24 protein-coding genes and 1 pseudogene are annotated in these 22,851 nt (G+C 60.0%); 16 read left to right on the forward strand and 9 right to left on the reverse strand.

From position 1 onward, the window contains the following. Window positions 1-270: 270 nt before the first annotated feature. The 4 genes from ACOYXJ_RS26805 to ACOYXJ_RS26820 all read left to right on the forward strand — a co-directional run bounded on the left by ACOYXJ_RS26805 (window position 271) and on the right by ACOYXJ_RS26820 (window position 3,467). On the forward strand, window positions 271-1,251 hold the full coding sequence (locus ACOYXJ_RS26805) for an aliphatic sulfonate ABC transporter substrate-binding protein (protein WP_460372527.1): 981 nt from the start codon (window positions 271-273) through the stop codon (window positions 1,249-1,251). Window positions 1,252-1,311: 60 nt separating this feature from the next. Continuing rightward, window positions 1,312-2,154 (forward strand): ABC transporter permease, encoded by an 843-nt coding sequence (locus tag ACOYXJ_RS26810; RefSeq protein ID WP_460372529.1) that lies wholly within the window; start codon window positions 1,312-1,314, stop codon window positions 2,152-2,154. Window positions 2,155-2,182: 28 nt separating this feature from the next. Continuing rightward, a complete protein-coding gene (locus ACOYXJ_RS26815; RefSeq protein WP_460372531.1) occupies window positions 2,183-2,863 on the forward strand; it encodes an SOS response-associated peptidase in 681 nt (226 codons plus the stop codon). Window positions 2,864-3,194: 331 nt separating this feature from the next. Further along, window positions 3,195-3,467 carry a hypothetical protein gene (locus ACOYXJ_RS26820; protein WP_110720437.1) on the forward strand — a complete coding sequence of 91 codons (273 nt, stop codon included), beginning with the start codon at window positions 3,195-3,197 and terminating at the stop codon, window positions 3,465-3,467. Between the two features lie 47 nt (window positions 3,468-3,514). Here the strand turns inward: ACOYXJ_RS26820 and ACOYXJ_RS26825 are convergent, their stop codons facing one another. From ACOYXJ_RS26825 to ACOYXJ_RS26835, 3 genes are read right to left on the reverse strand one after another with little or no spacing between them, the layout of a single operon-like run. After that, complete coding sequence (locus ACOYXJ_RS26825; RefSeq protein WP_176470073.1) at window positions 3,515-3,661, reverse strand: hypothetical protein; 147 nt, start codon at window positions 3,659-3,661, stop codon at window positions 3,515-3,517. Window positions 3,662-3,714: 53 nt separating this feature from the next. Then, window positions 3,715-4,026 (reverse strand): AzlD domain-containing protein, encoded by a 312-nt coding sequence (locus tag ACOYXJ_RS26830; protein ID WP_162835977.1) that lies wholly within the window; start codon window positions 4,024-4,026, stop codon window positions 3,715-3,717. After that, a complete protein-coding gene (locus tag ACOYXJ_RS26835) occupies window positions 4,026-4,724 on the reverse strand; it encodes an AzlC family ABC transporter permease (RefSeq protein ID WP_460372533.1) in 699 nt (232 codons plus the stop codon). The genes ACOYXJ_RS26830 and ACOYXJ_RS26835 overlap by 1 nt, the downstream gene beginning before the upstream one ends. A 186-nt stretch (window positions 4,725-4,910) precedes the next feature. Here ACOYXJ_RS26835 and ACOYXJ_RS26840 point away from each other — a divergent pair, with 186 nt between their 5' ends. Then, window positions 4,911-5,294 (forward strand): DUF2784 domain-containing protein, encoded by a 384-nt coding sequence (locus tag ACOYXJ_RS26840; protein WP_460372534.1) that lies wholly within the window; start codon window positions 4,911-4,913, stop codon window positions 5,292-5,294. Here the strand turns inward: ACOYXJ_RS26840 and ACOYXJ_RS26845 are convergent. Further along, a complete protein-coding gene (locus ACOYXJ_RS26845) occupies window positions 5,291-5,731 on the reverse strand; it encodes an Rrf2 family transcriptional regulator (RefSeq protein WP_095120329.1) in 441 nt (146 codons plus the stop codon). The two genes, ACOYXJ_RS26840 and ACOYXJ_RS26845, sit on opposite strands and share 4 nt — an antisense overlap. Window positions 5,732-5,864: 133 nt before the next feature. On the opposite strand from ACOYXJ_RS26845, the gene ACOYXJ_RS26850 reads away from it, so the two are divergent. Further along, window positions 5,865-6,752, forward strand: a complete 888-nt coding sequence (locus tag ACOYXJ_RS26850; protein ID WP_460372536.1) for an NAD(P)/FAD-dependent oxidoreductase — start codon at window positions 5,865-5,867, stop codon at window positions 6,750-6,752. Window positions 6,753-6,771: 19 nt separating this feature from the next. Here ACOYXJ_RS26850 and ACOYXJ_RS26855 read toward each other — a convergent pair whose 3' ends face one another. After that, on the reverse strand, window positions 6,772-7,299 hold the full coding sequence (locus ACOYXJ_RS26855) for a DUF3087 domain-containing protein (protein WP_150794645.1): 528 nt from the start codon (window positions 7,297-7,299) through the stop codon (window positions 6,772-6,774). Window positions 7,300-7,522: 223 nt separating this feature from the next. On the opposite strand from ACOYXJ_RS26855, the gene ppnN reads away from it, so the two are divergent. After that, window positions 7,523-8,896: a nucleotide 5'-monophosphate nucleosidase PpnN gene (gene ppnN, locus ACOYXJ_RS26860; RefSeq protein WP_150794646.1), complete on the forward strand. Its 1,374-nt coding sequence runs from the start codon at window positions 7,523-7,525 to the stop codon at window positions 8,894-8,896. 194 nt (window positions 8,897-9,090) lie between these two features. On the opposite strand, the gene ACOYXJ_RS26865 is transcribed toward ppnN, so the two are convergent. Further along, on the reverse strand, window positions 9,091-10,485 hold the full coding sequence (locus ACOYXJ_RS26865) for an FAD/NAD(P)-binding protein (RefSeq protein ID WP_460372539.1): 1,395 nt from the start codon (window positions 10,483-10,485) through the stop codon (window positions 9,091-9,093). After that, the gene (locus ACOYXJ_RS26870; protein WP_150794648.1) at window positions 10,486-11,049 is read right to left on the reverse strand and encodes a helix-turn-helix domain-containing protein; all 564 of its coding nucleotides are present in this window, start codon (window positions 11,047-11,049) and stop codon (window positions 10,486-10,488) included. Between the two features lie 85 nt (window positions 11,050-11,134). On the opposite strand from ACOYXJ_RS26870, the gene ACOYXJ_RS26875 reads away from it, so the two are divergent. The 7 genes from ACOYXJ_RS26875 (at window position 11,135) to ACOYXJ_RS26905 (ending at window position 18,375) form a co-directional block, all read left to right on the forward strand. Next, window positions 11,135-12,070 carry a DMT family transporter gene (locus ACOYXJ_RS26875; RefSeq protein WP_150794649.1) on the forward strand — a complete coding sequence of 312 codons (936 nt, stop codon included), beginning with the start codon at window positions 11,135-11,137 and terminating at the stop codon, window positions 12,068-12,070. 247 nt (window positions 12,071-12,317) lie between these two features. Next, on the forward strand, window positions 12,318-15,236 hold the full coding sequence (locus ACOYXJ_RS26880) for a monovalent cation/H+ antiporter subunit A (RefSeq protein ID WP_460372541.1): 2,919 nt from the start codon (window positions 12,318-12,320) through the stop codon (window positions 15,234-15,236). Further along, window positions 15,236-15,580 (forward strand): Na+/H+ antiporter subunit C, encoded by a 345-nt coding sequence (locus tag ACOYXJ_RS26885; protein ID WP_007910763.1) that lies wholly within the window; start codon window positions 15,236-15,238, stop codon window positions 15,578-15,580. Before ACOYXJ_RS26880 ends, ACOYXJ_RS26885 begins: the two co-directional genes overlap by 1 nt. Continuing rightward, window positions 15,577-17,256, forward strand: a complete 1,680-nt coding sequence (locus tag ACOYXJ_RS26890; protein ID WP_460372543.1) for a monovalent cation/H+ antiporter subunit D — start codon at window positions 15,577-15,579, stop codon at window positions 17,254-17,256. The genes ACOYXJ_RS26885 and ACOYXJ_RS26890 overlap by 4 nt, the downstream gene beginning before the upstream one ends. Next, window positions 17,253-17,741, forward strand: a complete 489-nt coding sequence (locus tag ACOYXJ_RS26895) for a Na+/H+ antiporter subunit E (RefSeq protein ID WP_460372545.1) — start codon at window positions 17,253-17,255, stop codon at window positions 17,739-17,741. Before ACOYXJ_RS26890 ends, ACOYXJ_RS26895 begins: the two co-directional genes overlap by 4 nt. Then, entirely contained in the window at window positions 17,738-18,016 is a 279-nt protein-coding gene (locus tag ACOYXJ_RS26900; RefSeq protein ID WP_007910754.1) for a K+/H+ antiporter subunit F, read from the forward strand. The genes ACOYXJ_RS26895 and ACOYXJ_RS26900 overlap by 4 nt, the downstream gene beginning before the upstream one ends. After that, window positions 18,013-18,375: a Na+/H+ antiporter subunit G gene (locus tag ACOYXJ_RS26905; protein WP_016982998.1), complete on the forward strand. Its 363-nt coding sequence runs from the start codon at window positions 18,013-18,015 to the stop codon at window positions 18,373-18,375. The genes ACOYXJ_RS26900 and ACOYXJ_RS26905 overlap by 4 nt, the downstream gene beginning before the upstream one ends. Before the next feature lie 157 nt (window positions 18,376-18,532). On the opposite strand, the gene ACOYXJ_RS26910 is transcribed toward ACOYXJ_RS26905, so the two are convergent. Beyond that, window positions 18,533-18,973, reverse strand: a complete 441-nt coding sequence (locus ACOYXJ_RS26910) for a DUF3995 domain-containing protein (protein WP_007910751.1) — start codon at window positions 18,971-18,973, stop codon at window positions 18,533-18,535. A 94-nt stretch (window positions 18,974-19,067) separates the two neighbouring features. Here ACOYXJ_RS26910 and ACOYXJ_RS26915 point away from each other — a divergent pair, with 94 nt between their 5' ends. Both ACOYXJ_RS26915 and ACOYXJ_RS26920 read left to right on the forward strand, forming a co-directional pair. Then, window positions 19,068-19,457, forward strand: coding sequence for a DUF2946 domain-containing protein (locus ACOYXJ_RS26915; RefSeq protein WP_460372547.1), 390 nt, complete (start codon window positions 19,068-19,070; stop codon window positions 19,455-19,457). A 92-nt stretch (window positions 19,458-19,549) separates the two neighbouring features. Next, a pseudogene (locus ACOYXJ_RS26920) lies at window positions 19,550-21,682 on the forward strand (TonB-dependent receptor). 89 nt (window positions 21,683-21,771) lie between these two features. Here the strand turns inward: ACOYXJ_RS26920 and ACOYXJ_RS26925 are convergent. After that, window positions 21,772-22,788, reverse strand: coding sequence for an ABC transporter substrate-binding protein (locus ACOYXJ_RS26925; RefSeq protein WP_460372549.1), 1,017 nt, complete (start codon window positions 22,786-22,788; stop codon window positions 21,772-21,774). Window positions 22,789-22,851: the final 63 nt, after the last annotated feature.

A 22,851-nucleotide genomic window follows, 5' to 3' on the forward strand; every position in this document is an offset into this window, starting at 1 on the left:
CATAGACCATAACGCTGTTGATTCAAGGTTTTGAAATTCGATAAATGCATAAGCTCATGACGCCTGATAGTTGCTGTTTGCTTGGCAACAGTAGCGAATCACACTGTTGCCCACGCAACAGCTGAAATCCTGCACCTGGCGTTAAAACCCTTATAAACCGGCGCTTTCAAGCACATGGCACAGAGCCTGCAATATTCCATTCATGCAGGAAGCATTCGATGAAAATATCTTTTTGGACATAAGAAACCTGTGCCTTTGCCGGAGCGCCCCATGACATCGTTCTTTCCTCGACTCAAAACCCTGCTGGCTGCCAGCGCAGTGGCACTGAGCCTGCAACCACTCGCCCACGCGGCTGAAAACGCACCGGCGGAAGTGCATCTCGACTATGCCTATTACTCGCCGGTCAGTCTGGTGCTCAAGCACTTCGGCTTCCTCGAAAAGGCCTTGCCACAGACTAAGGTCAGCTGGGTACTGAGCCAGGGCAGCAACCGCTCGCTGGAATACCTCAACAGCGGTGGCGTGGATTTCGCTTCCAGCGCCAGCCTCGCCGCCGTGCTAAGCCGCGCCAACGGCAGCCCGATCAAATCGGTCTACGTCTACAGCCGTGCCGAATGGACAGCGCTGGTGGTGCGCAAGGATTCTCCTTACCAGACCGTCGCCGACCTCAAGGGCAAAAAGATCGCCGCCACCAAGGGCACCGACCCGTATCTGTTCACCCTGCGCAGTCTGCAACAGGCCGGGCTGAAAAAAGACGACGTGGAACTGGTTCACCTGCAGCATCCCGACGGCCGCACCGCGCTGGAAAAAGGCGATGTCGACGCTTGGGCCGGACTCGATCCGCACATGGCCGCCAGCCAGGTCCAGGCCGGTTCACGCCTGCTGTATCGCAACCCGGCGTTCAACAGTTACGGCGTGGTCAGCGTCACCGAGCAATACGCCAAAGAACATCCGCAAACCGTCGACACCGTCATCAAAGCCTACGAACAGGCCCGCGACTGGGCGCTGAAAAATCCCGATGAGTTCGCCGCCCTTCTCGCCAAGGAGTCCGGATTGTCGCTGGATGTAGCCAAGTTGCAACTGTCGCGCACTGACCTGAGCAGCCCGCAACTCACCCAGCAGGACATCAGCGCCTCCAAGGCAGCGGCGCCGATTCTGGTCTCCGAGGAACTGGTGCGCCGCGGGGTGAATGTCGATCAAGTCATCGATCAATTGCTCGACAGCGGTGTGCAGCAAGCCGTCGCCCACCAGTAACCGATCAGCCTCACGACAAATCCGCGCCCGTCGCGGATTTGTCGTGAGCGGAGCCAAACCATGACCACTCACAGCAAAGACCTGCCCGCGCCGCTCGCTGCGCCACGCCAGCGCACTCCGGGTTTCAGTCCAGCATGGCAGCGCCGCTGCAAGGGCCTGGCCTTCCCACTGCTGATCATCGTCGCGCTGGAAATTATCGTACGCATCGGCTGGCTGCCGTCCTACCAGATGCCGGCGCCGAGCGAGATCGCCCTGACCCTCACTGACCTCGCCGAAGGCGCGCTGTGGAAACACATCGGCGCCAGCCTGATCCGCGTGCTGCTTGGATTTGCCATCGGTGCCAGCCTGGCGCTGGTATTTGCTGCCTGGGTCGGCTTGAGTCGCGAAGCCGAGGCTTATCTGGAACCGGCCTTCGCTGCCTTGCGCTCCATTCCGAGCCTGGCCTGGGTGCCGCTGCTGCTGTTGTGGCTGGGCATCGACGAGACCTCGAAAATCGTCCTGATCGCCATCGGCGCGTTTTTTCCGGTGTACGTCAACGTGGTCGCGGCCATTCGCAACATTGATCGCAAACTGGTGGAAGTCGGCCGCATCTATGGCTTCAGTCGCTTGCAGTTGGTGCGACGGATCTTGCTGCCGGCCGCCCTCCCCGGCTTGTTCACCGGGTTGCGCAGTGGCATGAGCCTGGCGTGGATGTTTCTGGTGGCGGCGGAATTGATCGCGGCCACCAAAGGGCTTGGCTATCTGCTCAGTGACGGCCGCGAAACCTCGCGGCCGGACATCGTGCTGGCTGCAATCATCGTGCTCGCCTTGCTCGGCAAATTCAGCGACGGCCTACTCGCCATGCTCGAACGCCGCTGCTTGAACTGGCGCGACACCTTCACCGGTCAGAGCGCCAGCGACTAAGCTGAACTCTCCAACCGGAGATCGGCCCATGTGCGGAAGACTCTCGCAATACCGTGGCATTCACGACTTCGTTGCGGTGCTGAGCATTCCCGACGCGTTGATCAATCACGTCGGCGATGCGCCGCTTGATCGCTATAACGCGGCGCCGACCACCGCGCTGGCCGTCCTGCATCAACAAGGGCAGCACCTGCATGCCGACAATCTGCGCTGGGGCTGGCGCCCGCACTGGGCCAAGGATCGCCCACCACCGATCAATGCCCGGGTCGAGAAAGTTGCGCATGGCCCGTTCTTCCGGGCGATCTGGCGACATCGCTTGATCGTGCCCGTGGACAACTGGTTTGAATGGGTCGATAGCGAGGATAAAACCCGACAACCTTGGCTGATCCGTCGCGCGGACCACGGTGCAGTTTTCTGCGCGGCCATTGGACAATTTCTGACAGCCGAAACGCCGGCTCGGGATGACGACGGTTTCGTGATCATCACCGCCGATGCCGTCGGCGGCATGCTCGATATCCATGATCGCCGACCGGTGGTGTTCCGCTCAGAGTTGGCGCGCGAATGGCTCGATCCGGCGACGCCGGTTGAACGCGCCGAGCAAATGCTGCTGTTTGAAGGCGAAGGTAGCGAAGCGTTCGAGTGGTACAAAGTCGGCAAAGCTGTCGGTAACGCACGCAATCAGGGCGCCAGTTTGATTATTGAGCAGACTTAAACATTTACCGACTTCACGCGTCTATCAATGTAGAACCTGCCGAAGGCTGCGATCTTTTGACGCAGCTTTATAAGGAATAAAACTATTGCAAACTTTACCAACTCATAGAGCGAATCACTGCCGTTACAACCCCTGTTTCATTTTTGAGACGGCGCACATAAAACACACGTTTGAATGAACTAACCGCCTGTCTGACATTTCAACCGTCATACATACATTTAGATGCACTACGGCTAGCATGCGCGCCGCATTTCCATTTGGTATACCAGTTGACCAAAGAGTCAACAAACCAGGAACCCCCTAACGTCTACAAGCCTTGCAGAGAAATAAGTTGCGCGACGATTTTGCAATCAAACAGGTCAGCGGCCTGGAGTGTATTTATCTGTCCATGACAGAACGCTTTGAACTCGACTGTTTTATCGGCCACTACATCAAGACCCGAAACCTGCGTGCCGTACCCGATATCGAACGCGTCCTGCGCACCACCCTTGAAGGGTATCCGGGCCACGCGCCGGTGATGGTCAACGAGCTCAATGCGTGGATTGATCGAACCTTGGGATATCGGGCCACACACCCCGATTTCACGCAGTTGGACGAACTTTGAAACCGTAAAAAAGCCCCACACTTGTGGGGCTTTATCGTAGAAGTCACTCAAAACTTGCGGTCAGGATCGGAAAGCTCTCGGCCATCATCGTGCTTCCAGGTCTGCTCCTTGTGCTTCTCCCGCTCTATTTCTTCTTGCGTCGGTTCATCCGTGTCTTCGTCATCCGTCTCTGGATGCTTTTGCTCAGTCGCCATGTGCACCTCCCGTGATCAGTAACCTTTCATCCCTGAAGCGTAGAACAGACAACTTACAGCCACCAGCGCAGCAAAAAGAAGAACGCCATGCTCAACAACATGCTGAGCAAAGTACTGCGCGTGTAGATCACCAGAGCGATCGCCACCAGCGAACTAAGCAGGTAAGGATTGTCCCACTGCAGATTCAGCTGTTTGTCGGGCATGAAGACAATCGGCCCACAGATCGCAGTGAGCATCCCCGGTACCGCAAACCCGAGAAACTGTCGCGCATTGCTACTCAGACGCACCGGCAAACGCGGTTCGAGAAACACGTAGCGGTTGAGAAACACCAGAAGCCCCATACCAAAAATCACCGCCCAAACCATCATGTGCGCTCCCGATACAGCTTGTTGCAGATAAACCCGGCGATCATTCCGGCCAGTCCGGACAACACCAGCGCCGAACCCCATTGCCAGTAACTGAACAGCACCGAACAAAACAGCGACACCGCCACACACACCAGCGTCGGTACGTTACGCACAACCGGCGTGATCAACGCGATAAACGTGGCGGCAATCGAGAAATCCAGCCCCAAGTGCTCAAGCCCCGGAATGCTGCTGCCGAGGACAATACCGGCGAGAGTGAACAGATTCCACGCGATGTAGAACGTCAGGCCGACGCCCAGCGCATACCAGCGGTTGAACTGCTGGCGGTCATGCTGACTGGTCAGTGCAAACAACTCATCGGTGAGTAAAAAGCCCAGACCTATGCGCCAGCGCCCCGGCAGCGGCGCAATCACTGAGCGCATGCTCATGCCATAGAGCAAGTGCTGCGAGGTCAGCAGCAGCGTGGTCAGCAGAATCGAGAAGATCCCCTCACCGCCCTTGAGCATGCCGATCGCCACCAACTGCGCCGCACCGGCAAACACGATGCTCGACAAGCCCTGCCCTTGCAGCGGCGTGAGGTTGGCTTCGATCGCCATGGAGCCGGCCAGCAGCCCCCAAGGCGCGGTGGCCAGAGACAACGGCATGATCGCCGCAGCGCCGCGAAGGAACGCACTGCGCGGCATAACTGAATCAGACATAAACGTTCTTCAACCAGGAAAACGGTCGAAGACTGTGCCAGCCATTTCGCCTATCTGGCTTGAACAATCTTGCGCACTTGTGGGAAATCGGCCGGATGCGCGCGCAATTCGCGGATTTTCGCACTGACCTTTAATGCCCTGAGCGGCGTAACATAGCGCCATTCACAACCGCGTCAGGGAGACGACATGCTGTACCGAATCGCAGCCGACGGGCTGGTGCTGTTTCATTTGTCATTCATTCTGTTCGTGCTGTTTGGCGGGCTGCTGGTCCTCAAATGGCCGCGATTGATGTGGCTGCATTTGCCGGCTGCGGCTTGGGGCGTGGCGGTCGAGGTGCTGCATCTGACCTGCCCGCTGACGTACTGGGAAAACCTTATGCGTCACGCCGCCGGGCAGACCGAATATGCCGGCGGCTTCATCGAGCATTACATCTGGCCGATCATCTATCCGGCCGGGCTCACCCCGCAGATTCAACTGGCGCTCGGCAGCGTGGTGCTGGCGGTCAACCTGTTGGTGTACGGGCGGGCAATTCGCTCATGGAAACATCGTCGCGCCGCCTCGCCGCTTTAATTATCCTCGCCGACTGACTTGAAGCGGGCCTCGAAATCCGCTGCCAGGTCCGCCAGGGTGATGCCGCCCAACCGCGACAGCAACAGTGCCTGCGCCTCATCGAAAGTGCGGGTCAGTGCGGCGTTCACCGCTTGCTCGACCAGACACTCCGGGTGATCCGTCGACAGGCCGATGGAAAAAATCGACTGCGTGCCCAACGCCTGGTGGATATCCAGCAGGGTGATCTGCGCCAGCGGTTTGGCCAGCGCCCAGCCTCCCTGATGGCCCTTCTCTGACGTCACAAAACCCTGCTCCTTGAGCAAACCCATGGTGCGCCGCACCACCACCGGGTTGGTGCCAAGCATGCCGGCGATGGTTTCCGAGGTCGCGCGCTTTTCATGGCGGGCCATGTGAATCAACACATGGAGCATGCGCGATAACCGCGTGTCGTTTCTCATCGATGATCCTTTTTTCAAGCCGTTGCGAAGATGCGCCGAGTATCACTTGCAAGGTCTGAAGTTACGAGACTATTGACAGCAATATTTCTCGTAACTTACGGTGTGCTCTGAAAATTCAAGAGGAGCTTCGCTCATGGTGTACGACGTCATCATCGTTGGCGGCAGCTATGCCGGGCTGTCCGCCGGCCTGCAACTGGCCCGCGCCCGACGCAATGTGTTGGTGCTGGATTCGGGCCTGCGACGCAACCGTTTTGCCGAAACATCCCACGGTTTCCTCGGCCAGGATGGACGTGCACCGGGGCAAATTGCTGACGAAGCACGCGCACAATTACTGGCTTACCCCAGCGTGCAATGGCTAACGGATACAGCAGTTGAAGCGACTCGGACTGACAGCGGATTCGATTTGCGCACAGAGAGCGGCCAATGGCTCAGCGCCAAGCGACTGATCCTGGCCTCAGGCGTCATCGACGAGTTGCCGGACATCGACGGCCTCAGGCAACGCTGGGGGCAAAGCGTTTTTCATTGCCCGTACTGCCACGGTTATGAACTGAATCAAGACGCGATCGGCGTATTGGCGACGTCACCGATGTCGATTCATCACGCCCTGCTACTGCCGGATTGGGGCCCGACCACGTTCTTCACCAACGGCGTGTTCGAGCCGGATGCCGAGCAATTGACGGAACTGGATCGCCGCGGTGTAACCCTGGAAACCCGGCCGGTCAGTCACATCCGTGGCGAGCGTGCGGACGTGGTACTCAGCGATGGTCAGGTCATCGCTGTTGCAGGCCTGTTCGCCATGCCACGCACACGCATGGCCAGCCCGCTGGCTGAACAATTGGGATGTACATTCGAGGATGGCCCGATGGGAGCGTTTATTCAGACTGACGCGACACAACAAACCAGCGTCGCCGGCGTATTTGCCTGCGGAGATGCGGCATTGGCCGCCGGTTCAGTAGCGCTGGCAGTTGGCGATGGGGCCCGCGCCGGTGCAGGTACTCATCGCTCACTGATCTTTGGCTGAAACTTGTACTGCGGACGTTTCAGCGCGAAGTTGGCTTCAACGCCTCCAGCCAGGCCCGATCCAGGCGCGTCTGCTCGGTATCGAGTCCCTGCGCCTGCATCCGTTCCTTGTGCGCTTCGGCTTCGCGCCACAACTGCCCGTGATCGCTGGAGTTACCGTCCAGTTCGTGCATTTGCGTCAATCCCAGATGGTAGAAGCGTAGAACCTTCATCGCCGTCGGATCGTTCTGCTCCACCGCCGCCGTCACCTGATGCATCACATTGGTGATGCTCATCAGATTGCGCTTGAGTCGCCAGCTGTACACCGCTGGCGCCATCCAGCTCTGATTCCAGAAGCGCCCGCGCAATAACGCAGCGGTCAGCAGAAATGCGACAAACACCCCGCCGACATTGAAGCGCAGGTTATCGCCGCCGGGCTCGCCGAACAGCGCCACCGCCACGCTGGAAAACAGCATCGCCAGCACCAGGAACAGCACGGCGATGATGATCGTGCTGCGTCGCGTCTGCTGGCGAAAGGTGGCGGCGTCCATCGGCTGAATCTCGAACATCACAAATGACTTCCTTGAGCGACAAAAGGGCTAACTGAAAAAACCGGCCGGCGCATTATCGCCTCTAGCGCGGATTTAGCTATGCTGGGGCTCCTTTTCATCTTTTCAGCGTCCAACGGGGACATGGCGGTATAGCGCAGATCGTGCCATCTTCATTCATGGATACACACTATTCGGATGCCATCGCCTAGTCTTGAGATGACATCGTTTTAAGGATCATTGCATGACCCAACGACACGTAATCAATGCCTCGGTCAGCCCGAAAGGCAGCCTGGAAACCCTTTCTCAACGTGAAGTTCAGCAACTGAGCGAAGCCGGATCCGGCAGCACCTACACCCTCTTCCGCCAGTGCGCCCTGGCCATCCTCAACACCGGCGCCCATGTCGATAACGCCAAGACCATCCTTGAAGCCTACAAGGACTTCGAAATCCGCATTCACCAACAGGATCGCGGCGTACGCCTGGAGCTGCTGAACGCTCCGGCCGACGCCTTCGTCGACGGCGAAATGATCGCCAGCACCCGCGAAATGCTGTTCAGCGCCCTGCGCGACATCGTCTACACCGAAAACGAACTCGACAGCCAACGTATCGACCTGACCACCTCGCAAGGCATCAGCGACTACGTTTTCCACCTGCTGCGCAACGCGCGCACCCTGCGCCCGGGCGTCGAGCCGAAGATCGTCGTGTGCTGGGGCGGTCATTCGATCAACACCGAAGAATACAAATACACCAAGAAAGTCGGCCACGAACTGGGCCTGCGCAGTCTCGACATCTGCACCGGTTGTGGCCCCGGCGTGATGAAAGGCCCGATGAAAGGCGCAACCATTGCCCACGCCAAACAGCGCATCCACGGCGGTCGCTACCTCGGTTTGACCGAGCCGGGCATCATCGCCGCCGAAGCGCCGAACCCGATCGTCAACGAGCTGGTGATCCTGCCGGACATCGAAAAACGTCTGGAAGCCTTCGTCCGCGTTGGCCACGGCATCATCATCTTCCCGGGCGGTGCCGGTACGGCGGAAGAGTTCCTCTACCTGTTGGGCATCCTGATGCACCCTGACAATAAAGGCCTGCCGTTCCCGGTGGTCCTCACCGGACCGAAACATGCGGCGCCGTATCTGGAACAGCTCGACGCCTTCGTCACCGCCACCCTAGGTGAAGCAGCCAAGCAGCACTACGAAATCATCATCGACGACCCGGCCGAAGTGGCGCGGCAGATGACGCAAGGCCTGAAAGCGGTTAAGCAGTTCCGCCGCGAGCGCAACGACGCGTTCCACTTCAACTGGCTGCTGAAAATCGACGAAGGCTTCCAGCGCCCGTTCGATCCGACCCACGAAAACATGGCCAACCTCAAACTGCACCGCGACCAGCCACCGCACGAACTCGCGGCCAACCTGCGCCGGGCGTTCTCGGGCATCGTCGCTGGCAACGTCAAGGACAAGGGCATTCGCCTGATCGAAGAACACGGGCCGTACCAGATCCGTGGTGATGCAGCGATCATGCAACCGCTCGACGCACTGCTCAAAGCTTTCGTCGCCCAGCACCGGATGAAACTGCCGGGCGGCGCGGCGTATGTGCCGTGTTATCGAGTGGTGGCGTAACTCTTTCGGTTACCACGCAACACATGTAGGAGCGAGCCCGCTCGCGATAGCGGTACGTCAGTCGCTGTGGATGTCGACTGACTCACCGCTTTCGCGAGCAGGCTCGCTCCCACAAGTTCTGGTGTGTGGCGCAAAGGGTATTTACAACCACAGTCCCCCTGCTCGCGAAGAGGCCCGAAAGAACACCACCAACCTTATCCCACCAACCGCACCGCCAAAGCCTTGGCCTGCAACGCCACATCCGTCACTGCCGTACTCTCCCACCACATCCCGCGCAACGGTGGCCCCATCGCAAACAATCGGCTTGCCACGCGCCCCTCGGCATCCAGCACCGCACCATCCACCGCCGCCGCAATCCCCAACGCCAACGGTCCCGGCTGCACCAGACCCCGCGCCAGCACCTGCTGCGGCAACGGTCGCGCCACCCGGCGCCAGTCGTATTCAATTCCACTGGAATTGATCAATGCGGCACCTTGCACCACGCAGGTTTCCGACTCTCCGCGCCGCCGAATGCGAATACGGACGCCACCGTCCGGACTTGGCTCAAGCCCTTTGAACGAAGCTGCCTGAATACGCAATCGCCCTTCTTTATAAAGACGCTCAACCAGCGCCGCACTCATCGGCGGCGAACGGTGATGATGACTTTCCCACCACGGCCGTACATGCCGTACGAATTGTCGACGCTGCCGGTCAGTCGCCTGACTCCACAGCCGGGCGATGTGCACCCGAACCGTGTCCAGTGGCGCCTGCCAATCGATACCTTGCGCGATGGCTGCCTGGCATTGCCGACGCAATTCGCGCAATAACTGCCGTGGCGTACGAATACTGTGATCGGCGCCAAGAAAATCCACCCAGGCCGGCGGCTGTCGGCGCACATGGGGCAGCAACCCGTGCCGTGAAAACACCTCGATCGGTCCGCGATGCCCGGCCTGTTCCAGCGACACCACAGCATCGACCATGGTCAGGCCGGAGCCGATGATGAGCACCGTCGATTGCCGATCGAGTTGGCGCATGGCCGCGACATCCCAAGGATCGAGCGCGGCGGCGTTGAGGCCGCTGGAGGTTTTCTGCGGGGTTCGCGCGGCAGGGAACATTCCAGTCGCCAGGACAGCGTAGCCACCGCGCAGTGCCTGACCATTGCTCAGCGTCAGCTGCACCGAGTCGGTGTCAACTTGCAGATCGACGACCTCCGCTCGAATGTGCTCAACACTTGAGTCATGCAGCGCCCCTACTCTGCGCGCTTCACCCAGGCGCTGCTGCACATAGACGCCGAACAACCCACGCGGCGGAAACAGTTCACTGATCGGCACATTCTGCTCGGCAGACTCCGGCCAGCCGCCACCGGCAATGTGCTCGGTCAGCCATTGCGTCAGGTCATCCGGATTATCCGGATCGACGCTCATGCGTGCGGCGTTGCCATTGAGTGTGTGACCCAACTCGACAGCGCTGTACGCCTCGCCCCGTCCCAGTTCCGCACGCGGTTCAACGATCAGGACCTTGCGCCGGCCAGGCAGACGCAATAATTGCACCGCCAGCATCGAGCCACTGAGGCCACCACCGATAATCAGGATGTCTGCGCTCTGACTCATTCAAATCACCACATTACGCACAAACCGCGCCGCCACATCCCCATCGTTGCGATAGGAATGCGGTTGGTTACTGGCAAACATGAAGAACTCGCCTGTGCCGATGTGTTGCGGCTGATCGCCGAGCATCAGGGTCAGGCAACCTGCAAAGACGAAAATCTGCTCGCTCCAGCCCTCGGCATCCGCTTGCGACGGGTAGACCTCGCCGGGTTGCAGACACCATTCCCATTGCTCGACTTCGCGGGTCGCCGTGGCTTTGGAGAGCAACACCGCTTTGCTGCCCGGGTGGGTTCCTGCCCATGCCACCTCGTTGATGCGGCTTGGATCGCGGGCATCCGGCGCCTGGATCAGATCGCTGAACGCCACATCAAGCGCTTCGGCGACGCGATCAAGCGTAGTCAGACTGACGTTCTTTTCACCCGCCTCGATCGCCACCAACATGCGCCGGCTGACCCCGGATTTTTCCGCCAGCGCAGTCTGGCTCATGTCGGCGGCATGCCGTAGACGCCGCACATTCAGGCTGACGTGTTGCAGGACGGACGCCCGTTGCGTTGAATCTTTGTGCACTATATTGCTCACTCAGTGAGGTTGGGCAGTATACTGCGCAACGTTGGGCGCATTGTGCGGCCTCCTTTTTATAGTGCGCAAGGTCATGACGTCGCAGAATAGCTCCCCCACTCCCCTTCGTTTCTCTCGTTTCAGCAAAGCCGAGTGCGTGCTGGTGCTGATCACCATGATCTGGGGCGGTACTTTCCTGCTGGTTCAGCATGCGATGACCGTCAGCGGCCCGATGTTTTTTGTCGGCCTGCGCTTCGCCGCTGCGGCGGCTATCGTCGCACTGTTCTCATGGCGCCATCTGCGCGAACTGACGCTGTTCGAACTCAAGGCTGGCGCCTTCATCGGCGTGGCAATCATGCTCGGTTACGGCCTGCAGACCGTCGGTTTGCAAACGATCCCGAGCAGTCAATCGGCGTTCATCACCGCGTTGTACGTGCCGTTCGTGCCGTTGCTGCAATGGCTGGTGCTGGGGCGGCGGCCGGGGTTGATGCCGAGCATTGGCATCATGCTGGCGTTCACCGGGCTGATGTTGCTGTCGGGGCCGTCCGGGGCTGCGCTGAATTTCAGTCCGGGTGAAATCGCCACGCTGATCAGCGCTATCGCCATTGCCGCCGAAATCATTCTGATCAGCACCTATGCCGGTCAGGTGGATGTGCGCCGGGTGACCGTTGTGCAACTGGCAACCACTTCCGTGCTGTCGTTCCTGTTGGTGGTGCCGACCGGGGAAATGATTCCGGACTTTTCCTGGACCCTGCTGGTGACCGCGCTGGGGTTGGGCGCAGCAAGTGCAGCGATTCAGGTGGCGATGAACTGGGCGCAGAAGAGTGTTTCGCCAACCCGGGCGACGCTGATATATGCCGGTGAGCCGGTGTGGGCCGGAATTGTCGGGCGGATTGCCGGGGAACGGTTGCCGGCGATTGCACTGGTGGGCGCAGGGTTGATTGTGGCGGCGGTGATTGTTAGCGAATTGAAGACCAAGGGTAAGGTTGCAGAAGCCGAAGCGGAGCTGGAGCGGGAAGCACAGGGATAAAGCTCCGAAATCTTCACAGTCTGAATTATTGCTATCGCGAGCAGGCTCACTCCTACAGGGGAAAGCATTCCAAATGTAGGAGTGAGCCTGCTCGCGATGAGGCCATTCCAAGCAACATCGACCTTCCTGAAACAATGCCAAACAGAAAATTCCAGACTACTTTGTAGGATTCTGAGACATCCTGGCGTTTGGTGATCAGGGAGCTGGCACGTATGATGCCTCACAAACTTCCGCAGATTAGAAGCCTATGTCCCTGATAGTTCTACTGCTTCTGCCATTCATTGGCAGCTGTCTGGCAGCGGTGCTGCCACACAACGCGCGTAATACCGAATCCCTGTTGGCAGGTCTGGTCGCTTTGATCGGCACCGTCCAGGTCGCGATGTTGTACCCGCAAATTGCCCACGGCGGCGTGATCCGCGAAGAATTCATGTGGCTGCCCAGCCTCGGTCTGAACTTCGTTCTGCGCATGGATGGCTTCGCCTGGCTGTTCTCGATGCTGGTGCTGGGCATCGGCACCCTCGTCTCTTTATATGCCCGTTATTACATGTCGCCGGACGATCCGGTGCCGCGTTTCTTCGCGTTTTTCCTGGCGTTCATGGGCGCCATGCTGGGCCTGGTGATCTCCGGCAATCTGATACAGATCGTGTTTTTCTGGGAACTGACCAGTCTCTTCTCGTTCCTGCTGATCGGCTATTGGCACCACCGCGCCGACGCCCGTCGCGGTGCGTACATGGCGTTGATGGTCACCGGTGCCGGTGGGTTATGCCTGCTGGCGGGGGTCATGATTCTCGGCCATGTCGTCGGCAGCTATGACCTCGACAAGGTCCTGGCCGCCGGCGACATGATTCGTGCACACGCCCTCTACCCTATCCTTTTACCCCTCATTCTTATCGGCGCACTCAGCAAAAGCGCGCAGTTCCCTTTCCATTTCTGGCTGCCGCACGCAATGGCGGCGCCAACACCGGTTTCGGCATATCTGCACTCGGCGACCATGGTCAAGGCCGGGGTGTTCCTGCTCGCCCGACTTTGGCCGTCACTGTCCGGCAGTGAAGAATGGTTCTACATCGTCAGCGGGGCCGGCGCGTGTACGCTGTTACTCGGCGCGTACTGCGCGATGTTCCAGAACGATCTCAAAGGTCTGCTCGCTTACTCGACCATCAGCCACCTGGGTCTGATCACCCTGTTGCTGGGCCTGAACAGTCCGCTGGCGGCGGTAGCAGCGGTGTTCCATATTCTCAACCACGCGACCTTCAAAGCCTCGCTGTTCATGGCCGCCGGCATCATCGACCACGAAAGCGGCACCCGTGATATCCGCAAACTCAGCGGTCTGATCAAACTGATTCCGTTCACGGCGACGCTGGCCATGGTTGCCAGCGCCTCGATGGCCGGGGTGCCGCTGCTTAACGGCTTCCTGTCGAAAGAAATGTTCTTCGCCGAAACCGTGTTCATCAATGCCACGGCGTGGGTAGAAGCGGCGCTGCCCATTGTCGCGACCATCGCCGGTACATTCAGCGTTGCCTATTCCCTGCGTTTCACCGTCGATGTGTTCTTCGGCCCGCCGGCCACTGACCTGCCACACACTCCGCACGAGCCACCGCGCTGGATGCGTGCACCGGTCGAGCTGCTGGTGTTCACTTGCTTGCTGGTGGGAATTTTCCCGGCGCAAATCGTCGGTCCATTGCTCGCAGCAGCGGCATTGCCCGTCGTCGGCGGCGAACTGCCGGAATACAGCCTGGCGATCTGGCACGGTCTGAACGCACCGATGATCATGAGCCTGATCGCCATGTCCGGCGGCATCGTCGTCTATCTGTTGCTGCGTAATCAGCTCAAGCGCGGGCGCTTCAAGTATCCGCCACTGGTGGGGCGCTTCAATGGCAAGCGCTTGTTCGAGCGTAGTCTGGTGGTGATGATGCGCATGGCCCGGCGCGCAGAGCGGCGACTCGGCACCAAGCGCCTGCAAATGCAATTGTTCCTGATGGTGTTGGCGGCGGTGCTCGCCGGCCTGATCCCGATGCTGCATAGCAGCCTGAGCTGGGGCGACCGGCCGAAGATTCCCGGCTCGATCGTCTTTGTGACCCTGTGGTTGCTGGCTATCACCTGCGCCCTTGGCGCCGCGTGGCAAGCCAAATATCACCGTCTCGCCGCTCTGACCATGGTCAGCGTTTGCGGGCTGATGACCTGCGTGACCTTCGTCTGGTTCTCCGCGCCCGATCTGGCCCTGACACAACTGGCGGTCGAAGTGGTGACCACCGTGCTGATCCTGCTCGGCCTGCGCTGGTTGCCACGCCGCATCGAAGAAGTCTCGCCACTGCCAAGCAGCCTGCGCAAGGCGCGCATTCGCCGTCTGCGCGACTTGCTGCTGTCGATTGCCGTCGGTGGTGGCATGGCGCTGCTTTCCTACGCCATGCTGACGCGGCAGACGCCGAACGACATTTCCTCGTTCTACCTCAGCCGCGCCATGCCCGAGGGCGGTGGCAGCAACGTGGTCAACGTGATGCTGGTGGATTTCCGTGGCTTCGACACCCTCGGTGAAATCACCGTGCTGGTTGCCGTGGCGCTGACCGTGTTCGCCCTGCTGCGGCGCTTCCGCCCGCCGAAAGAAAGCCTGCAACTGCCAGCCCAGCAACGCTTGCTGGCGCCAGACGTGGTCACTGATCTGGTCAACCCGCGTTCGGCCAGCGACACCGCGCTCGGCTTCATGATGGTGCCGGCGGTGCTGGTGCGTCTGTTGTTGCCGATTGCGCTGGTGGTGTCGTTCTACCTGTTCATGCGCGGGCACAATCAACCGGGCGGCGGTTTCGTCGCCGGCCTGGTGATGTCGGTGGCGTTCATCCTGCAATACATGGTCGCCGGTACGCAGTGGGTCGAAGCGCAAATGAGTCTGCGGCCGCTGCGCTGGATGGGCACCGGATTACTCTTCGCCACCGCCACCGGCCTGGGAGCAATGCTGGTCGGCTATCCGTTCCTCACCACGCACACCTGGCATTTCAGCTTGCCGCTGCTTGGTGACATCCACGTCGCCAGCGCGTTGTTCTTCGACATTGGCGTATACGGCGTGGTGGTCGGCTCCACGCTGTTGATCCTCACCGCCCTCGCCCACCAATCGGTGCGGGGTCACAAGACCGCATCGCTGCCCAAGTCCGTCGCCAGCAAAGGAGCCGTCTGATGGAAGAAGTCATCGCAATCGCCATCGGCGTACTCGCCGCGTCCGGCGTCTGGCTGATCCTGCGACCACGGACCTTCCAGGTGGTCATGGGCCTGTGCCTGCTGTCGTACGGCGTCAACCTGTTCATCTTCAGCATGGGCAGCCTGTTCATCGGCAAGGAGCCGGTGATCAAGGACGGCGTCACCCAGGATTTGCTGCATTACACCGACCCGCTGCCACAGGCACTGGTACTCACCGCGATCGTCATCAGTTTCGCCATGACCGCGTTGTTCCTCGTCGTTCTGCTCGCCTCGCGCGGCCTGACCGGTACTGACCACGTCGACGGCCGGGAGCCTAAAGAATGATGGCGATGACTCACCTGATCGCCGCACCGATTCTGCTGCCGCTGCTGACCGCCGCCATCATGCTGATGCTCGGCGAGCGGCATCGACCGTTGAAGGCGAAAATCAATCTGTTCTCCAGCCTCGTCGGCCTGTTCATTTCGGTGATGCTGCTGCAATGGACGCAGACCACCGGCGTGCCCGGCTCCATTGGCGTGTACCTGCCGGGCAACTGGCAGGCGCCGTTCGGCATTGTGCTGGTAGTCGATCGCCTGTCGGCGTTGATGCTGGTGCTGACCGGGATCATCGGCGTCAGCGCCCTGCTGTTTGCCATGGCCCGCTGGGACGGCGCCGGTTCGAGCTTCCACGCGCTGTTCCAGATTCAGTTGATGGGCCTGTACGGCGCGTTCCTGACCGCTGACCTGTTCAACCTGTTCGTGTTCTTCGAAGTGCTGCTGGCGGCTTCTTATGGCTTGTTGTTGCATGGGTCGGGTCGGGCACGGGTCTCATCGGGGCTGCATTACATCTCGATCAACCTGCTCGCTTCGTCGCTGTTTCTGATTGGTGCGGCATTGATCTACGGGGTCACCGGCACACTGAACATGGCCGATCTGGCGCTGAAGATTCCGCTGGTGCCGGAAGCCGACCGTGGCTTGCTGCATGCCGGCGCCGGGATTCTCGCCGTCGCGTTCCTGGCCAAGGCCGGCATGTGGCCGCTGAACTTCTGGCTGGTGCCGGCCTACTCCTCGGCCAGTGCGCCGGTGGCGGCGATGTTCGCAATCATGACCAAGGTCGGCGTCTACACCTTGCTGCGTCTGTGGACCCTGTTGTTTTCCGGGCAGGCCGGTGCGTCGGCATTCTTCGGTGGCGACTGGCTGATCTACGGCGGCATGGCGACCATGGCCTGCGCGGCGCTGGCGATTCTCGCCGCGCAACGCCTGGAGCGCATGGCCAGCCTGAGCATTCTGGTGTCGGCCGGGATCCTGCTGTCCGCCGTCGGTTTCGCCCAGCCGAACCTGATCGGCGCGGCGCTGTTCTATCTGGTCAGCTCGACGCTGGCGTTGAGTGCGCTGTTCCTGCTGGCCGAGTTGATCGAGCGTTCGCGCTCGGCCAACGAGATCCCGCTGGAGGATGAAAGCGAACTGCTGCCGCGCCCACAGGAATCCCTGCAGCCACCCAAAGGCATCAACCTCGACGACGAACAGAAAGCCGTGGTCGGTCAGGTCATCCCTTGGACCATGGCGTTTCTCGGCCTGAGCTTCATTGCTTGCGCGCTGCTGATCATCGGCATGCCGCCGCTGTCCGGCTTCATCGGCAAACTCAGCCTGATCGGCGCGCTGCTCAATCCGCTGGGCCTGGGCACTGGCGCGCCGATTTCCAACGCGGCCTGGGCGTTGCTGGCATTGCTGATTCTCACCGGGCTGGCATCGCTGATGGCGTTCTCGCGTCTCGGCATCCAGCGCTTCTGGACGCCCGAAGAGCGCCCTTCACCGCTACTGCGCAAACTCGAATGCGCGCCGATCTTCCTGTTGCTGGGACTGAGCATCGTCCTGACCTTCAAGGCTGAACCCCTGTTGCGTTACACCCAGGCCACCGCCGAGGCGTTGCACAACCCGCAGCAGTACGTGATGGCGGTGCTCGGCACCCGTGCCGTACCGAGCCCGGAAGCCAAATCGGCGATGCTGGAGGTGCAGCCATGAAGCGTGTATTTCCTGCCCCGTTGTTGTCACTGGCACTGTGCGTCCTGTGGCTGACCCTGAACCTGTCGATCAGCCCGGGCAATCTGCTGCTCGGCGCGATACTGGGTTTTGCTGCACCGTTGATGATGCGCAAACTGCGCCCGAAACAAGTGCGCATTCGCCGTCCGGGAACGATTCTGCGCCTGTTTCTGCTCGTGGGCCGTGATGTGGTGACGTCCAACCTGATCGTTGCGTGGGGCGTGCTCAATGCTGGTCGGCGCCCTCCGCGCTCGGGTTTTGTCAAAGTCCCGCTGGATTTGCGCGACGCCCACGGCCTGGCGACTCTGGCGATGATCTGCACGGTGGTGCCCGGCACGGTATGGTCGGAACTGTCGCTGGATCGCAGCATTCTGTTGTTGCACGTCTGGGATCTGGATGACGAAGCGCAATTCATCGAGCACTTCAAGAGCACCTACGAGCGGCCGCTGATGGAGATTTTCGAATGAGCCCATTACTGTCGAACGCGATTCTGCTGACGCTGTTCCTGTTCTCGCTGGCCATGGTGCTGACCCTGGTGCGCCTGTTCAAAGGCCCGTCGGCGCAGGATCGGGTCTTGGCGCTGGACTACCTGTACATCGTCGCCATGCTGATGATGCTGACCCTGGGCATTCGCTATTCCAGTGACACGTACTTCGAAGCGGCGCTGCTGATCGCGCTGTTCGGCTTCGTCGGCTCGTTTGCCCTGGCGAAATTCCTGCTGCGTGGCGAGGTGATCGAATGAATGCTGAATTGTCGCTGTGGGTCGAGATTCCGGTGGCGATCCTGCTGGTGCTCAGCGGTCTGTTTGCGTTGATCGGCGCGATCGGGTTACTGCGCATGAAGGATTACTTCCAGCGCATGCACCCACCGGCATTGGCTTCAACGCTCGGCGCATGGTGCGTGGCACTGGCGTCGATCATCTGCTTTTCGGCGCTGAAATCCGGACCGGTCATACATGCCTGGCTGATCCCGATTCTGCTGGCGATTACCGTACCAGTGACTACTTTGCTGCTGGCGCGGGCGGCGCTGTTTCGCAAGCGTATGGCTGGGGATGATGTGCCGGCAGAGGTCAGTAGCCGGCGGACTGAAAGCGGCAGTTAGTCCAGAGTTTTCAGTGTCTGGACTGGCCCTTTCGCGAGCAGGCTCGCTCCCACAGGGTTTTGGATGAAATCACACATCTGTGAACACCCAAAATCACTGTGGGAGCGAGCCTGCTCGCGAAGGGGCCAGCCAAGTCATCGCAGATTTCAGATCTGTTTCAAACCCAAGCCACCGCCAACAACCCCGCCCCCAACACCGCACACAACGGCGAATACACCCAGGTATCCAGCCGCGCAAACCGCGAATCCTTCACTTCCTTGAAAAACCCGACCAGGTTCGAATCACCAATCGCCCGGGCAAACATCAACAGCGCAATCGCGCTGATCACCCATTGCAAGGCCTTGTGTGTCACCGCCGGCATGCCCCAGCCAACCCGCATACACACCAACGCAGCAATCACCAGCAAAGCCGCCGCCACGATCAATGTAAGCCAGCCTGACGGCTTGAATGCCGGCCGCACCGTTGCGACAAAACCGCGCACCGGCACCTGCGGCACCACGACTGCCGCCGCCCATTGCCCACCCAACGCCCAATACACGTGCATCAAGGCGATCACCGCAAACGTTGTCACCAGCCATTGAGCCAACACAAAGGTCATGGTTGAAATCCTTGGAAAGGGATTTGAACAAATCATCCTAGTCGGATTTTTTTCAAGTGCACGACCGATCAGCGGTACGGTAAAGTGCCGCCCCATGAAATTCTCCCGTTCCGATCGTTCACTGCTGGCCTGGATGCTCTATTGCTGCGTCCTGTTCAACGTGTTCGCCTGCAGCATCGGTCACGGACAAATGGTCGGCATGCAGCTCAACGGCATCGGCGGCCAGTTCTGTACAGTCGACTCGGCCACTCAAGCGCCGCTCGCCAGCAATCCCACCGAAGAACAACTGCCGACCCTGTCCAAGTCGTTCGGCTGCCCGCTGTGCTCGGTCGGCGGCGGCATGGGCCCAGCGTTTAACTCCAGCCTGACGCTGGCGATCCTGCCGGAACAGCACAGTCCGCCACTGGCGCCCATCGTCAGCGCCGACCTCCCTGCCCGCTTCACCTGGCCTTCGGCCAACCCTCGCGCCCCACCGCTCGCCTGAGTGTTTCTGCCTTTTTGATTTGTCAGCCCACTGCGCCAACGCGCGGCGTTCGCCTGTGCGCTGACTCCTAGACAAGCATTCAGGATTCAATGATGAAACAACTCACTTTGCTGGCGAGCCTGTGCGGCTGCCTGTCCGTCAACGTCTGGGCGCAATCCACCGTGGATCTGGCGCCGATCACCATCGACGGCGAATCCGGCGCAGAACCGGGCTTGAGCCTCGACCAGTCCAGCGGCATGGCCTCGCGCCTCGGTTTGAGCGTGCGTGACACGCCGGCGTCGGTAGCCATCGCCAATCGCAACGACATCGAACGTCACGGCGCACAGAACTTCCAGGACGCCGCCAACACCTTGCCCGGGGTCAACGCCAGCGCACCGCCGGGGTTCGGTGGTTTCGTTTCCTATCGTGGTTTCACCAGCAGCCAGATTACCCAGATGTTCAACGGCATCAACGTTTCCGGCGGCCTCGCGCGGCCAGTTGATTCGTGGATCTACGACCGCGTGGAACTGGTTGGCGGCCCATCATCGCTGATCAACGGCGCAGGCTCGGTCGGCGGTTCGCTGAACTACGTGACCAAACTCGCCACCCGCGATGAACAGGCAATTGAAGGCCGGGTCAGCTACGGCACCTACGACACCACCGAAACCGCGTTCGGCCTCAACCATGCCCTGACCGATCCCAGCGCCGACGTGCAGCACTACGCGCGACTCGACGTCAGCCACAACACCAGCAACGGCTACATCGACCGCCAGGAGCGCGATGCCTGGAGCGTGGCGTTCTCGCTGCTCAGCGATCTCACGCCCGATCTGTCGCACACGTTGGCACTGGAATATCAGGACGAACACGAAGACAGTCCGTACTGGGGCACGCCCGTGCTCAACCCCAAGGCCGGTGAGCTGAAGATCGATAAACACAACCGCTTCAACAACTACAACGTCGAGGACGGTCGTTACGAACAGCGAACGATCTGGGTACGCTCGATCATCGATTACCGCATCAACGACAGCACCACCCTGCGCAACACGCTGTATCACCTCGACAGCCAGCGCGATTACCGCAATCTCGAAACCTACCAGTACAACGCCGACAACAGCGCCGTGAACCGCTCCACCGCCTATCAAGTACGCCATCAGGGCGAGCAGAACGGCAACCAGTTCGAACTGCGCCACGACAACACGCTGTTCGGTCTCGACACGACGTGGTCGGGAGGCTTCGAATACAAGGTCAACCAGACCACCAACTCGCCGCTGAACATCAAAGGTGCCAGCACGGTAGATCCGAACAACTATCGTCCGGGGCACTTCTACGACATCCCCGGCACCAACCCAAAACTGATCAGCGACAAAACCAACGAGGTCACCACCAAGGCACTGTTCGTGGAAAACCGTCTGGCGCTGACCGAAAAACTGTCGCTGCTCACCGGCCTGCGCTATGACGACATTGACCTCGACGTGACCAACCATCGCACCGTGACCGCCGCCAACCCCAAGCACCTCAAGCGCAGTTGGGAGCCAGTCACCGGCCGCGCTGGCCTGACGTACCAATTCATTCCATCGGCAAACGTCTACGTGCAATACAGCACCGCTGCCGAGCAACCGAATGGCACGCAGGACTTTGACGTCTCGACAGGCAAGCAATGGGAGATTGGCAGCAAATTCGATTATCTGAACGGGCGCGGCTCGGCGACGATTGCCGCCTACACCATTGAGCGAAAGGACTTCGCCGTGACTGATCCGCTGGATCCGGCCGGCAGTATTCCAGTCGGTTAGCAGACGTCAAAAGGGGTGGAAATCGCCAGTTCGCTGCGGATCACCGACAAGTTGCTGGCCGAAGGCAACTTCGCCTGGGTCGACGCGCAGTACGATGATTTCACCGAAAAGAATGCTGCCGGCGTGGTGGTTTCACGCAAGGGCAATACGCCGACTAACGTGCCGGATCGAGTCGGCAATCTGTGGCTGACGTATGATTTTTCGCCGCAATGGCAAGGTGGAGTGGATGCGCGGTACGTGGCGTCGGTGTATGCGGACACGGCCAACACCATGACCGTGCCGTCGTACACCTTGTTCGGCAGCTTCCTCAGCTACAAGGTTGATTCGCAAACCACCGTGACCGGGCGCGTGCGTAACCTGACCAATGAGGTGTATGCCGAGTTTGCGCATGTGTCGCCGGCGTATTACCTCGGAACACCGCGCACCTTTGAGTTGGCGGTGCAGACCCGATTCTAAAAGCATCGCGAGCAGGCTCACTCCTACATTTGGAATGCGTTCCTCTGTAGGAGTGAGCCTGCTCGCGATGAGGTCAGCCGCATCAACACTTATTTCAGATCAGCCGAAACCTTCTCCGCCACATCCTTCGGCAACCAGGCCTGCCACACGTCCGGGTGCGCCTTCATGAACGCCACCGCCGCCTCACGAGGCGCCGTGTGCTTCTCGCTCATCTCGGCCAACGCCTTGTTCAACGGTTCGATGGGAAAATCCACCTTGCTGAAGAATTCGGCAATCTGCGGATACTGCTTTTGAAACGGCGTAGACACGCCAATCGACAGCTTCGAAGCCAGCGAACGGGTCGGTTTCGGATTGGGATTATCGGCGTCAGTCAGGGTCTTCCAAGCCTCGGCATCAAACGGTGGCTCTTCCAACTGCACCAGTTTGAACTTGCCCAGCAGCGGCGTCGGCGACCAGTAGTAAAACAGCACCGGCTTACCGCGACGAATCGATGAGCTGATCTCGGCATCCAGTGCCGCCCCCGAGCCACTGCGGAAATTGGTGTAATCGTCCTGCAGACCATAAGCCGTCAACTTCTGCTTGTTGACCACTTCCGAGGTCCAGCCAATCGGGCTGTTGAGAAACCGCCCTTTGCTCGGATTTTCTGCATCCTTGAACACGTCCTTGTATTTTTTCAGATCACTGACGCTGCGCAGGTCCGGCGCCAGCGGCTTGATGCCTTTGGCCGGGTCGCCCTTGATCACATACTCCGGCACCCACCAGCCCTCGGTAGCGCCCTTGACCGTATCGCCCAGGCTGACGACCTTTCCTTCGGCCTCGGCCTTGACCCATACCGGACTGCGCCCGGCCCACTCTTCGCCAATGACCTGAATGTCATTGTTGGCCAGTGCGGTTTCCAGCGTGATGGTGGTGCCAGGCAAGGTGTCGGTCGGTAAGCCGTAACCCTTCTCAACGATGATCCGCAGCACATCCGTGATCAGGCTGCCGCTTTCCCAGTTCAGGTCGGCAAAATGGATCGGCGCCTGGGCGGCCATCACCGATGGCGCTGAAGCCAGCAAACCAAACGTGGCCACACTGGCGGCCAATAACCGTCGAAATCCGTTCATGCATTGCACCTCGTGCTGTTCACAGCAATGGCAGGTTGGCCTGACAGAAGACCGCAAGCCTCT

The sequence above is a fragment of the Pseudomonas sp. Tul2A7 genome (assembly GCF_054790505.1).

Bases quoted from the DNA above. Each gene is read 5' to 3' on its own strand.
- ACOYXJ_RS26805 (WP_460372527.1), top strand. From the start codon at position 271: ATGACATCGTTCTTTCCTCGACTCAAAACCCTGCTGGCTGCCAGCGCA.
- ACOYXJ_RS26810 (WP_460372529.1), top strand. From the start codon at position 1,312: ATGACCACTCACAGCAAAGACCTGCCCGCGCCGCTCGCTGCGCCACGC.
- ACOYXJ_RS26815 (WP_460372531.1), top strand. From the start codon at position 2,183: ATGTGCGGAAGACTCTCGCAATACCGTGGCATTCACGACTTCGTTGCG.
- ACOYXJ_RS26825 (WP_176470073.1), bottom strand. From the start codon at position 3,661: ATGGCGACTGAGCAAAAGCATCCAGAGACGGATGACGAAGACACGGAT.
- ACOYXJ_RS26830 (WP_162835977.1), bottom strand. From the start codon at position 4,026: ATGGTTTGGGCGGTGATTTTTGGTATGGGGCTTCTGGTGTTTCTCAAC.
- ACOYXJ_RS26835 (WP_460372533.1), bottom strand. From the start codon at position 4,724: ATGTCTGATTCAGTTATGCCGCGCAGTGCGTTCCTTCGCGGCGCTGCG.
- ACOYXJ_RS26840 (WP_460372534.1), top strand. From the start codon at position 4,911: ATGCTGTACCGAATCGCAGCCGACGGGCTGGTGCTGTTTCATTTGTCA.
- ACOYXJ_RS26845 (WP_095120329.1), bottom strand. From the start codon at position 5,731: ATGAGAAACGACACGCGGTTATCGCGCATGCTCCATGTGTTGATTCAC.
- ACOYXJ_RS26850 (WP_460372536.1), top strand. From the start codon at position 5,865: ATGGTGTACGACGTCATCATCGTTGGCGGCAGCTATGCCGGGCTGTCC.
- ACOYXJ_RS26855 (WP_150794645.1), bottom strand. From the start codon at position 7,299: ATGTTCGAGATTCAGCCGATGGACGCCGCCACCTTTCGCCAGCAGACG.
- ppnN (WP_150794646.1), top strand. From the start codon at position 7,523: ATGACCCAACGACACGTAATCAATGCCTCGGTCAGCCCGAAAGGCAGC.
- ACOYXJ_RS26865 (WP_460372539.1), bottom strand. From the start codon at position 10,485: ATGAGTCAGAGCGCAGACATCCTGATTATCGGTGGTGGCCTCAGTGGC.
- ACOYXJ_RS26875 (WP_150794649.1), top strand. From the start codon at position 11,135: ATGACGTCGCAGAATAGCTCCCCCACTCCCCTTCGTTTCTCTCGTTTC.
- ACOYXJ_RS26880 (WP_460372541.1), top strand. From the start codon at position 12,318: ATGTCCCTGATAGTTCTACTGCTTCTGCCATTCATTGGCAGCTGTCTG.
- ACOYXJ_RS26885 (WP_007910763.1), top strand. From the start codon at position 15,236: ATGGAAGAAGTCATCGCAATCGCCATCGGCGTACTCGCCGCGTCCGGC.
- ACOYXJ_RS26890 (WP_460372543.1), top strand. From the start codon at position 15,577: ATGATGGCGATGACTCACCTGATCGCCGCACCGATTCTGCTGCCGCTG.
- ACOYXJ_RS26895 (WP_460372545.1), top strand. From the start codon at position 17,253: ATGAAGCGTGTATTTCCTGCCCCGTTGTTGTCACTGGCACTGTGCGTC.
- ACOYXJ_RS26900 (WP_007910754.1), top strand. From the start codon at position 17,738: ATGAGCCCATTACTGTCGAACGCGATTCTGCTGACGCTGTTCCTGTTC.
- ACOYXJ_RS26905 (WP_016982998.1), top strand. From the start codon at position 18,013: ATGAATGCTGAATTGTCGCTGTGGGTCGAGATTCCGGTGGCGATCCTG.
- ACOYXJ_RS26910 (WP_007910751.1), bottom strand. From the start codon at position 18,973: ATGACCTTTGTGTTGGCTCAATGGCTGGTGACAACGTTTGCGGTGATC.
- ACOYXJ_RS26915 (WP_460372547.1), top strand. From the start codon at position 19,068: ATGAAATTCTCCCGTTCCGATCGTTCACTGCTGGCCTGGATGCTCTAT.
- ACOYXJ_RS26925 (WP_460372549.1), bottom strand. From the start codon at position 22,788: ATGAACGGATTTCGACGGTTATTGGCCGCCAGTGTGGCCACGTTTGGT.